This is a genomic window from Paenibacillus sp. FSL R5-0701 (genome assembly GCF_037973995.1).
Classification (GTDB): Bacteria; Bacillota; Bacilli; order Paenibacillales; family Paenibacillaceae; genus Paenibacillus.
The window spans coordinates 5,285,516-5,297,602 of record NZ_CP150230.1 but is presented as its reverse complement, the minus strand read 5'-3'; the positions used below and the strand labels follow the sequence as shown (position 1 = coordinate 5,297,602).

At 46.9% G+C, this 12,087-nt stretch carries 10 protein-coding genes; 8 read left to right on the top strand and 2 right to left on the bottom strand.

Features of this window, described 5'->3' with window-relative positions:
* The first annotated feature begins 105 nt into the window (after nt 1–105).
* From MKZ13_RS23380 to MKZ13_RS23355, 6 genes are all read left to right on the top strand, one after another.
* Nucleotides 106–966 (top strand): ABC transporter permease subunit, encoded by an 861-nt coding sequence (locus MKZ13_RS23380; protein WP_223200008.1) that lies wholly within the window; start codon nt 106–108, stop codon nt 964–966.
* A gap of 16 nt (nt 967–982) precedes the next feature.
* A complete protein-coding gene (locus MKZ13_RS23375) occupies nt 983–1,864 on the top strand; it encodes a carbohydrate ABC transporter permease (RefSeq protein ID WP_036617174.1) in 882 nt (293 codons plus the stop codon).
* 55 nt (nt 1,865–1,919) lie between these two features.
* On the top strand, nt 1,920–3,527 hold the full coding sequence (locus MKZ13_RS23370) for an ABC transporter substrate-binding protein (RefSeq protein WP_143760332.1): 1,608 nt from the start codon (nt 1,920–1,922) through the stop codon (nt 3,525–3,527).
* A gap of 25 nt (nt 3,528–3,552) precedes the next feature.
* Nucleotides 3,553–5,028: a glycoside hydrolase family 32 protein gene (locus tag MKZ13_RS23365; RefSeq protein WP_339178607.1), complete on the top strand. Its 1,476-nt coding sequence runs from the start codon at nt 3,553–3,555 to the stop codon at nt 5,026–5,028.
* A gap of 34 nt (nt 5,029–5,062) precedes the next feature.
* The gene (locus MKZ13_RS23360; RefSeq protein ID WP_221824786.1) at nt 5,063–5,962 is read left to right on the top strand and encodes an ROK family protein; all 900 of its coding nucleotides are present in this window, start codon (nt 5,063–5,065) and stop codon (nt 5,960–5,962) included.
* A 251-nt stretch (nt 5,963–6,213) separates the two neighbouring features.
* A complete protein-coding gene (locus MKZ13_RS23355) occupies nt 6,214–6,657 on the top strand; it encodes a GNAT family N-acetyltransferase (RefSeq protein ID WP_339178603.1) in 444 nt (147 codons plus the stop codon).
* A 242-nt stretch (nt 6,658–6,899) separates the two neighbouring features.
* Here MKZ13_RS23355 and MKZ13_RS23350 read toward each other — a convergent pair whose 3' ends face one another.
* Both MKZ13_RS23350 and MKZ13_RS23345 read right to left on the bottom strand, forming a co-directional pair.
* On the bottom strand, nt 6,900–8,150 hold the full coding sequence (locus tag MKZ13_RS23350; RefSeq protein ID WP_339178601.1) for an MFS transporter: 1,251 nt from the start codon (nt 8,148–8,150) through the stop codon (nt 6,900–6,902).
* A 56-nt stretch (nt 8,151–8,206) separates the two neighbouring features.
* The gene (locus MKZ13_RS23345; RefSeq protein WP_339178598.1) at nt 8,207–9,112 is read right to left on the bottom strand and encodes a winged helix-turn-helix domain-containing protein; all 906 of its coding nucleotides are present in this window, start codon (nt 9,110–9,112) and stop codon (nt 8,207–8,209) included.
* A gap of 353 nt (nt 9,113–9,465) precedes the next feature.
* Between MKZ13_RS23345 and MKZ13_RS23340 the strand changes: the two genes are divergently transcribed.
* On the top strand, nt 9,466–10,662 hold the full coding sequence (locus tag MKZ13_RS23340; RefSeq protein ID WP_339178596.1) for an MFS transporter: 1,197 nt from the start codon (nt 9,466–9,468) through the stop codon (nt 10,660–10,662).
* Nucleotides 10,644–11,966, top strand: a complete 1,323-nt coding sequence (locus tag MKZ13_RS23335; RefSeq protein WP_339178593.1) for an LLM class flavin-dependent oxidoreductase — start codon at nt 10,644–10,646, stop codon at nt 11,964–11,966. Before MKZ13_RS23340 ends, MKZ13_RS23335 begins: the two co-directional genes overlap by 19 nt.
* Nucleotides 11,967–12,087: the final 121 nt, after the last annotated feature.

Sequence of the window (12,087 nt, the reverse complement as noted above, 5' to 3'; positions counted from 1 at the left end):
TTGGATAACATAGCCGACAGCAAAAAGGGCGAAGGAAGGGTACTGAAAGTGAGGACGACAAGCGGTCACAGGTTGCAGCAGCTCAAAAAAAATTACTTTTTATATATGTTGCTTGCACCTGCCTTAATTTTGACTCTTATCTTCAAGTACATTCCGATGTACGGAGCCATCATTGCGTTTAAGGATTTCAGTCCGATCAAAGGCATCATGGGTAGTGATTGGGTAGGCCTGAAGCATTTTGAGAAATTTATAGCTTCACCCAATTTCGATATCATTTTAATGAATACGCTTAAACTCAGCTTTTTGGGATTAATATTCAGTTTCCCGGTGCCCATTTTACTGGCACTCATGCTGAATCAGGTACGCAAAGCTGGCATCAAGAAAAATATCCAATTGTTTCTATACGCACCCAATTTCATCTCGGTTGTCGTTGTTGTGGGTATGCTATTCATCTTCCTCTCACCGACAGGGCCAATTAATCAATTAGCCACATGGATTACAGGTCAGCCAATCATGTTCATGTCTGAACCGGAATATTTCCGCTGGATCTACATTTTGTCCGATATCTGGACTGGAGCGGGTTGGGCTTCCATCATATACGTCGCGGCTTTGGCCAATGTTGATCCAGAGCTTCACAATGCGGCTAATCTGGATGGAGCCAATCTCCTTCAGCGTATTCGCCACATTGATCTTCCAACGATTCGTCCGATTATGGCCATCGTCTTTATCCTTGCAGCTGGCGGGATTATGTCCATTGGATTTGAGAAGGCCTATCTGATGCAGACGTCCATGAACCTGCCGTCCTCCGAGATTATTGCCACATATGTCTACAAGGTGGGGTTACAGTCTGGAGATTATGCTTATTCAGCGGCAGTTGGATTGTTCAACTCGGTTATCAATGTGATTTTGCTGGTGACGGTGAATCTGATTGTGAAGAAATTGAATGAAGGCGAAGGCCTCTATTAGGAAAGGAGTATTATCCATGGTTGTTAAACACACGGGAATGGATCGGTTGATCCTCACACTCAATGCCATCTTTCTCACCTGTGCTGTACTGGTTGTGGTTGTTCCCCTGATTTATATTGTTATCGCCTCATTCATGGACCCCACGGTGCTACTGAATCGTGGACTGTCCTTTAATGTATCGGACTGGAGTCTGGACGGATATCAGATGATTTTGTCCAATCCAGCCATGATCCGGGGGTTTGCAAATGCGGTATTGTACTCGGTTTCTTTTGCACTGATCACCGTGACCGTATCCATATTTGCAGGTTATGCATTGTCGGATGATAGACTCGCGGGACGTGGATTTTTTATGATTATCTTTATCATTACGATGTTCTTCGGTGGGGGATTAATCCCTACGTATCTACTCATACGTAATCTCGGCATGCTTGATACGGTGTGGGCGATCATCATCCCTGGAGCGGTTAACGTCTGGAACATCATTCTCTCCAGAACCTTTTTCAAAGGAGTCCCTCGAGAACTGAAAGAAGCTGCTAACGTGGATGGCGCTTCTGAGATGAAGATTTTCTTCCAGATCGTCATTCCGTTGTCGAAACCGATCATTTTTGTACTTGCACTCTATGCGTTCGTTGGGCAATGGAATTCCTATTTTGATGCAATGATCTATCTCGATAATCCGAACCTGCATCCGTTACAGCTCGTTCTGCGTTCCATTCTGATTCAGAATCAGGCTGCACCGGGCATGATCAGTGATCAGCTCGCGATGGCGGAACTGAAACGGCTCTCCGAGATGATTAAATACTCAGCGATTGTCATTTCGAGTCTGCCACTCATCATCATGTATCCGTTCTTCCAGAAGTATTTCGAAAAAGGTGTCATGGTCGGTTCCCTCAAATAGTGAACAGCCTGCGATACAGTAAGTTGATCCAATCCAACACATGGAGGTCATTATTATGAAAAAAGTAAACAAGTCCAGAAAAGCCGTTACAACGGCGTCCATTTCCATGTTATCTGCAATGCTCTTTCTAACCGCTTGTGGCGGAGGTGGAGGCGGCGCGGCAAGTGAGGCGCAATCCCCTGATGGCAAGGTGACATTGAATTTTATAACACAGAGCTCTCCGCTGGCTCCTGCTGATCCGAACGACAAGCTGATTAACAAACGACTCGAAGAGAAAACCAATGTGCATATCAACTGGAAGAACTATACGAGTGATGTGTTTGCGGAAAAAAGAAATCTGGCGGTCGCCAGCGGTGATTTGCCGGATGCCATTTTTGATGCAGGTTACGGGGATTATGATCTCCTGAAACTGGCGAAGGACGGGGCGATCATTCCACTAGAGGACATGATTGAACAACACATGCCCAATCTGAAAAAGGTGCTGGAGGAAGCTCCCGAATACAAGAGCATGATCACGGCTCCAGACGGACATATCTATTCATTCCCATGGATTGAAGAACTCGGAAGTGGCAAACAACGGATTCAGTCAGTGGATAACTTGCCCTGGATTAATGTGGAATGGTTGAACAAGCTTGGACTGAAGATGCCAACGACAACCGAAGAACTGAAAGAAGTATTGATCGCGTTCAAAACTCAAGATCCAAACGGCAACGGCAAGGCTGACGAAATTCCGTTATCTTTCATTAACAAACCGGGCGGAGAAGATCTGACATTTCTCTTTGCGGCATTTGGACTCGGAGAGAACTGGGATCATACCGTGGTAACCAATGATGGGAAAGTGGTCTTCACGGCAGCTGATGAAGGTTACAAGGAAGCGGTTAAATACATTCATGAGCTGGTTAAGGAAGGCCTCGTGGATGTCGAATCGTACCAACAGGATTGGAACACGTACCTGGCGAAAGGCAAGGATAACAAGTACGGCATGTACTTCACATGGGATAAGGCTAACATTACAGGCATGAATGATACGTATGATGTTCTGCCTCCGGTTGCCGGGCCTAACGGAGAGGTCAATGTCACAAGAACAAACGGAATAGGACTTGATCGTGGTCGCATGGTCATTACCAGCAGCAATAAAAACCTCGAATCCACAGCCAAGTGGGTAGACCAATTGTACGATCCGCTCCAATCTGTGCAGAACAACTGGGGTACCTATGGAGACGAGAGTCAGCAAAATATCTTTGAATTCGATGAAGCCAAAGGGATGCTGAAGCATCTTCCACTGGAAGGATCTGCACCCGTGGAACTCAGACAAAAAACCAGTATTGCAGGACCATTGGCCATTCTCGACAGTTATTATGACAAATACACAACCAAACCGGAAGATGCGGCTTGGCGGATGGAACTTCTCGACAAGGTTATGGTTCCGCATATGAAAGCGGAGAACGTATATCCAAGTGTGTTCTTCTCCATTGATGAACTGGATCGATTGTCCACGATTGAGACCGATCTCTTCGCCTACGTGTTACGTCTGCGTACAGAATGGTATCAGAACGGGAAAATAGATCAGGAATGGGATGCTTACTTGAAAGAGTTGGATCGCCTTGGATTGCAAGAATGGCTGCAGATTAAACAAGCGGGATATGACCGTAACAACAAATAAAGAAAAGTACGGAGGAGAAACCATAATGTCGACAATTCTTAAACAAGATTACAGAAATGAATACCATTTCTCACCGAAAGAGAAGTGGATGAACGACCCAAACGGCATGGTGTTTTTCAATGGGGAGTATCACTTGTTCTATCAGCATCACCCACATGGAACCACATGGGGCCCCATGCACTGGGGCCATGCAGTGAGCAGGGACCTGATCTCCTGGGAGGAACTTCCGATAGCCTTACTCCCCGATGAGAATGGCACTATATTCTCGGGAAGTGCCGTAGTGGATTGGAATAACACGACCGGATTCTTTGAGGGTGAGCCAGGATTGGTTGCTATTTTCACCCATCATCTTGAAGTTAAAAACCAAGATGCCATACAAACCCAGAGTCTGGCGTATAGCAAAGACAACGGCAGAACCTGGACTAAGTACGAGGGGAATCCGGTATTAAAGCATGAGTCCTTTGTTGATTTCCGTGATCCCAAAGTGTTCTGGCATGAGCAGACCAAAGAGTGGATTATGATTATCGCTTGTGGTCAAACGGTATGTCTGTATCGTTCTCCCAATCTGAAAGATTGGACGTTAGGAAGTGAATTCGGCGCCGGGATTGGTTCACACGACGGTGTGTGGGAATGCCCCGACCTGTTCCCGCTTGCAGTGGATGGAGATTCAGGGCAGGAGAAATGGGTGATGCTTGTTAGCATCGGTGCAGATCCTGCTTTTATTGAAGGCTCCAGAACACAATATTTTACCGGAGAATTTGATGGAACTACATTTGTCCCAGACGAGGCATCCCATACGGTTCGCTGGATTGATCATGGTCGGGATAACTACGCAGGAGTTAGTTGGTCTGACGTTCCTGAGGAAGATGGAAGACGCCTCATTATCGGCTGGATGAGCAACTGGATGTATGCCAACCAGACGCCAACCAATGATTACCGTGGAGCAATGACCATTGCCCGGGAGTTGACACTGGAGACAAGAGCGGGAGAAGTTATATTGATTCAACGTCCTGCACGTGAACTTGAGCAAGCCCGTACACCAGTATTGTCCCTACAGGATGCTTCGATTCAGCAAGTGAGTGAGCAGTTGAACGCTTTGCAACTCGTGAACTATGAGATCCATGCAGAGTGGGCTCAGGATCAGTCGTTCCATTTTGCGCTAAGAAGCGGCGCAGATCACGAGACGGTCATTGGTGTAGACTCGATCCGAAGTGAAGTGTACGTTGATCGTAGTCGATCAGGCATCGGCAATTTTCATGAACTTTTCCTGAGCCGTCATACAGCTGAGTTAAAAGAAGTGAATGGAAATCAAAGTTTGCGTATCTTTGTAGATCATTCATCTGTGGAGGTATTTGCAAATGATGGTCAGGCCGTTATTACGGATCTAATCTATCCTGATGCGGATTGCCAAGGCCTCTCTGCTCATGCAGAAAATACAGATCTGGTCTTCTCTTCACTTCATATCTATGAGATATCACCGACCAAGGCTAACAAGGCTTAAGGTTAATTGTAATGAAGGAAAGGAGCCCAGAACGATGCGTATTGGAGCCATAGAAGCGGGCGGAACAAAGTTTGTATGTGGTGTAGGCAATGAGCATGGACAGATTGAAGATCGGATCAGTTTTCCAACAGAACATCCTGAGACAACACTTGCCAAGGTTATCGACTATTTCAAGGATAAAGACGTGGAAGCAATCGGGATAGGCTCTTTTGGTCCGATTGATCTGCAAGCGGATAGTCCCACGTATGGCTATATTACGACCACGCCTAAGCCTGGGTGGGGAAATTGTAATGTCATTGGAACCTTGAAGCATGAATTTCCGGTTCCCTTTGGATGGGATACGGATGTGAATGCTGCCGCGCTCGGTGAAGTGACGTGGGGAGCAGCGCAAGGACTGGACAACTGTGTATATTACACGATTGGCACAGGCGTTGGTGTCGGACTCGTGGCAGGGGGCCAACGCGTCCACGGATTGTTACATCCCGAGGGTGGACATATTCGCACAAGACGCCATCGAGACGATCACTTTAATGGATTATGCCCATATCATGGCGATTGCCTGGAGGGAATGGCAGCAGGTCCAGCCATTGAAGCTCGCTGGCAGATCCCTGGCAGTGAACTGCCGGCAGATCATCCGGCGTGGGAGATCGAATCCTTTTACATTGCGGAGTCGATTACTACGGTCATCTTGCTTCATTCGCCGCAGAAGATCATCCTGGGTGGTGGTGTGATGCAGCAAGATCATCTGTTTCCTATGATCCGGGAGCAGGTAGTGCGGAATCTCAATGGTTATGTGAATGCAGCCCCAATCACGCAACATATCGACCAATATATTGTGCAGCCCGGATTGGGCCAGCATGCGGGCTTGTGTGGTGCGCTAGCATTGGGTCTGGAAGCATTACAACATGCGGCACAAGCTTCACATGTTTCATAGTTTTCTATAATAATCTACAATCTACATCCCAGAAGGGATGGCTGCGGGTTCGCTTATTTGTATAAGCCAATGGTGCACCGTCCTTTTTGGGCTTTTTTATTTTTTTGGAGTTCAATAGGTTTGAAAAAAAATAGTACGTTCTAAAATCCGATGTTGCTCAAGTGAGCTGCCAAAGGTATGATTTTTAGTGTTCTATAGTGCGATAAGACATTCAAAAATTAACGTGTCTCTAATGGAAAGGAATTCAACAAATGAACCCAATAACAATGCGTCAAGCTGTACAGGCAGACCAAGAGCAACTCGCTGATTTGCGAGCCTTGGTACTGTACGATGATCTAACCAGACTGGGAAGGTACGATGATGTGAAGGTACGTGAACGTTTCCGGAATACTTTTGACCCTGCCGATACACATATTATTGAAGTGGAGGGTTCAATGGTAGGTTGTGTCGCCTTGAAGCCCAAGTCTGAGGCATTTCTATTGGAACATTTCTACATACATCCCGATTATCAGGGACAGAAAATAGGAACTCAGGTACTAAAATTGCTGCTGGAAAAGGATCAAATTCAGGGGAAAAGGGTTATTTTAAATGTGTTGCAGGGAAGTCCTGCTCGCCGATTGTATGAACGATTTGGATTTATATTGGACAGTGAAGATGAGGTCGATGTGTTTATGTCGGTCCAATTGAAGGAATAGTATGATCGCGATGTGTAGTGTAAAGTTGATTTCATACTTACACGATAATGGAGAGTATAGAAAAATCTTTAGAAGCGAAAATTTGGCTTTTATCTCCGGATTACCTATGTCAGGATACCGATCCCGTATGTTTGGGAAGTGGGGGACAGATGTTGTATTCTGGCATGTTTGAGGTAAACTGCTATCGTTGTCACACGTCAAAAGCGTCGTTCCTATAAAAAGGGACGGCGCTTTTAGTATTATTAACTGCTTGTAATACGAACTTTATTGGATGACTTATGTAGTAGAGTATCGAGGTCGCCATTCAAATCTTTCAGGTTCGGGAGAAATGAAGCAGCTATCGAACAGATGAAAGGAAGAAGACCTAAAGACAGAAAGAGGAAGGGAAGGCCATAGACTTCTGCAACCGCTGAACCTGCAAAAGCGCCTACGGGCTGTAATCCTCCACCAATCAGGAATCGGATCGAATTAACCCGGCCTTGTAGAGAACTGGGCACAAGCGTACCATGTAACGAAGAGCTTAGAGAACCGAAGAAAGGTCCGGCTGCTCCTGCAGCACATAAGGCAATAAGTGCAAATGGGTAACTCGGAAATAGTCCCAATAAAGCGTTGAAAAGCCCAATCACAGCTAAGCTGCACAGCATGACCGTGCGTCTTCTCTTGATTTCACCCATCCACGAGATAATAGCTAGTCCTGCTAGTGTGCCAAATGCCGAAGCTGTGGTCAGAGTGCCCATGGCGGCGGCATCCCGGTGCAGCACTTCGCGGACAAAAGGAATCATCATGGTCCAGATAGCTACAGAGGACATATTGCTGATCGAAACCATTATCATAATCGAGAGCATGGCTGGGAATCGCCGATAAAAAGAGAAGCCCTCTCCAATATCTCGGATATAAGCTTTAAGAGAAAAAGAAGTTTGTGCTACTGGTTTCTGCATTGTGGGCAGATAGAGCAGTGCGATGACGGCTGCAATGTAACAAATAGCATTTATTCCAAGTGTTGGTAACGCTCCGGATGCAGCCGTTAGAGCTCCGGCAAAGGCAGGTCCCAGCAAAGCAGCGGCATTCCGACAACCATCAATCACTGCGAATGCCCGCAGAAGTTTATGTTTGCCAGCTACGCCTGGTACAACAGCCATGGCCGTTGGCATGAAGAGGGCTGAGCAGGCTCCGCTGAGTGCTGCGGCGAGAAATAGGTGCCAAAGCTGTAATTGGCCCGCGATACCCATACTCAGTGGCAACAAAAGAGCCAGCAGTCGTACTGCAGCCAGTCCGGTCATGAACCGTCCACGATGCAGTCGGTCGGACAGCGGTGATCCAAGTAGGCGGAAGGCTACTTCGGGAATGCTGAAGCTTAGTGCCATAGCACCCATGGCTAGCTTAGAGGTAGTTAATTCATAAACAAGCCATTCCATGGCCAAAAGACCAAACACATCACCGAGAGAACTAAGAGTAACAGTAGCCAATAAACCGTAGTAACTTCGCTTCAGCATTAAGGTTCCTCCGTATGTTTGAATAGTGCACTTTGTGGAGAAGCGAATGCTTGAACTCAACCCTCAATATAAGCTCCAATCTGCCGTGGAAAGTTGTTCAGAGCTTCCAAGCGCAGGCTATATTCGGTGTTTTTGTAATCATAATGCACGATAATCAGCCCGGCTGCTCGCAAGGCTATTAGATGGTAATGCACCGTGCTCTTGGACAGTCCAACCTCACGGACAATTTCAGTGAAGGTCAGCTGTTTACCAGCCAGTAGTCGTAAGATGAACAGTCTGGTTTCATCGGAGAGTGCCCGCGTTAGACGCAGTAATCCAGGGTCTGGTCGTCCCGGTTCTGTTGGAAGAATATCGCAAGAGTAATTAGTGAAAATCATCTCGTCGAAGATTGCTGAGGTGACAAATGGACGTGCATGATATTGAGGGATGAGGATTATTTGTTTTAACGTATTGTTGGGATATATCCTCATGCCCTGTGTAGCTTGTTCGTAGACTTCTTGGTCATTCATCCCGTTCAGACTGGAACGTCTCGATTCAGCTTCCAAAAAGAGTCCCTCAATAATTGTCGGATCGATCTGCCCAAAATACTGAGTATCCCATTCTCGTAGCACTTCGGATGTCCGACTGCGCAATTCGGGCAGATTGGAGGGGACGGTTAACTTAAAGCGCGCGGCGATGTCATACAATTGGCCCGAGGACAATTCTTCAAGCCAATTCAAAAAGCCATTCACCGAACGTTCCCCTGAACAGCTCCATATATATGGCGCAAGGCTGAAGTTGTCTGTGGCTTTCATCGTATCTCGCATTTGTTGAAGTTTGGCTGGTGAGAATCGATCCTGTACATCACGAACCCACCGTTTCCCGGCATCCAGGTTAGTATGATTTTGTTTACTCAAAAAAGCGTTCAGGGTGCTTACACATTCATAAATTGGCGCAAAATCAACTTCTACTGTGTAGCTCATAAGAGTATAGTTCCTTTCTAAATTAGTTCTATATTTATAGAACAAGTAATTGATTTTATATTATACGAACTTATTTGTTGTTTCAACATAAATTTTCCATGTTGGTACCAAACATCCTAATTCCACAAAAAATGTTTCACCAGAAGGAAAGTGAAAAACGTACCACTTAACAGAGGATTTTTGTCTATGCACCAATCATATCGAATACCCACATGAAACAAAGTCATAGACCCATTCATTTAATTCTTGAATGGGTCTATTGAACTTTTCTATTATACTTTCCAGTGGTCGTACCCTAATATGGGTAATAACCTACTTTTTATATAGGAATTATATAGTATGGAGAAGCCAAGATGCCACAATGGAAACGAAATCTGTATATTCTGTGGTTCGGTCTGTTTTTCAATCATATGGCGTACTCGCTATCCGTTCCGTTCTTTCCTCTATTCCTGCAAAATGATCTCGGGATCGATACCGGTCTGGAAGCCTGGTCCGGTATCTCCATCTCCATCAGCTTTCTGATCAGTGGATTATGCGCACCCTTCTGGGGATCGCTGGCTGATCGATATGGAAGCAAATTGATGCTGGTGCGTTCAGGCGTTGGGCTAGGCATTGCGCATCTGGCTAATTTCTTTGTTTACGATCCGTATACGTTTATCGCGGTAAGGGTCTTTCAGGGACTCATGGCTGGTTTTCATCCCGCCTCAATTACACTGATCGGCACCAATACTCCGGAGAAACATGTGGGTTATGCACTTGGCGTGATCTCCACGGCCAGCGCTGCGGGCGGAATACTGGGTCCTCTTGCCGGAGGGGTATTAAGTCACTGGATTGGACTGAGGGGATGCTTCATTGCATCGGCTGTGATTACGTTGCTTGCGGCTCTGATGGTTCTGGGTGTGAAGGAGTCACGGCTAACTCGTACGGTGGTTCCAACAAGGATCATGGGGGATTTGAAGAGAGCCGCTTCTACTCCCGGGTTGATGCGCATCTACGTTTTGATTTTGCTGGTTTCAACGTCAGTGCTCATTATCGAACCGGTGCTGACGCTCTATGTCGTACAGATTGGCGGAGATATCGGCAGTGCAACACTTAGTGCTGGTATCGTCTTCTCAGCCATTGGTGTGGCAACAGTTATTATGGGGCCCCGGTGGGGGAAGATTGGTGGCAGGATCGGATACGAGAAAACATTGTTTATTGGACTGATTGGTGGTGGAATTGGCAGTCTGCTGCAGATGACAGCAACGAATCTGATTTATTTTGGCAGCCTGCGATTTGTCTATGGTCTGTTCTTTGCCGCGGTCTATCCGGCGCTCAATGCGCTGATCATCAAGTATGCTGATCACGATTTTCGTGGAAGGGCTGTCAGTTTGAGTCAGACGGCGAGTCAGTTCGGTATTGTACTAGGACCGTTAATCGGTGGTTTGCTCGGTGGATGGGTCGGCATTCCGTTTATTTTTCTCTTCACAGGCATTGTATTGCTTGGAGCGGCTTGGGCAGTGTCATTACCACAACATAGGGAGGAATATATATGTCACAACGACAATTGAAGTTGGGAGCTAATCTGAACGGAGTGGGTAACAGCATTTCCTTTTGGCGTCACCCCGACATTCCCGTTAACGCGAGCGTTAGTCTGGAATTCTACCAGAAGCAGGCACGTATCGCGGAGAAAGGGAAGTTCGATCTGCTTTTTATTGCAGATGGTCTCTTCATTAACGAGAAGTCCAATCCTCATTTTCTCAATCGCTTCGAACCTCTGACGCTTCTGTCCGCACTCGCCGGGGCAACTTCTCACATTGGGTTGGTTGCTACATTGTCTACTTCATATAGTGAACCCTTCACGGTTGCGCGGCAATTTGCCTCACTGGATCAATTAAGCGGTGGGAGGGCCGGGTGGAATGTGGTCACTTCACCTCTGGAAGGCTCGGCACTGAACTTCGGCAAAGGCGAACATCCGAACCATGCTCTGCGCTACGAAATTGCGGAAGAACATCTGAATGTGGTCAAAGGCCTGTGGGATTCCTGGGAGGACGATGCCTTTATCGGAGATAAGGAGCAGGGCGTATTCTTCGATCCTGCGAAGATGCATACGCTGAATCACAAGGGGGAGCACTTCTCCGTACAGGGTCCGCTTAATGTGGGACGTTCGAAGCAGGGTCATCCGGTGATTTTTCAGGCGGGTTCATCCGAATCTGGTAAAGATCTGGCTGCCCGATCGGCGGATGCCGTATATACAGGACATGAGACGCTGGAGGAAGCAAGGGAGTTCTACCGGGATGTGAAGGCAAGAGCAGTGGCATATGGACGTCAGGCAGAGGACATTCTGATCTTCCCAGGCATCGGTCCCATTGTGGGTAGAACAGCGGAAGAGGCTGAGCGGAAGTATCAGGAGATTGCTGAATTGGTCAGCATTGACCAAGCGCTGAATTATCTGGGACGTTACTTCGACCATTATGACTTCTCCCAGTTCCCGCTGGACGAACCTTTTCCCGAGATAGGGGAGATCGGCAGCAACAGCTTCCGCAGTACAACAGATAAAATTAAGCAGCAGGCACGGGAACAGGGGCTGACCCTGCGCCAAGTGGCGTTGCTGGCATCGACTCCACGCACATCGTTTATTGGTACACCGGATCAGATCGCAGATCAGATTCAGGAATGGTATGAAGGCGAAGCGGCAGACGGATTCAATGTTCGTACCGTGGTGCCCAATGGACTGGAAGATTTCGTGGAACTGGTTGTCCCGGTTCTGCAAGAACGAGGGCTGTTCCGGACTGAATATGAACAGGATACGCTCCGTGGTAATCTGGGTCTTGAAATTCCGCGTAATCGATATACGTTAGAGCGTGTGAGATAGATATATTTTAATTGTGAGCCTTATAAAATAAAACAAAACGGTAATCACATCATCCATGGATTGGACGTGATTACCGTTGTTCTGATGCAGAGCATTTCTGAGCACACTCCACTCAGAAGAA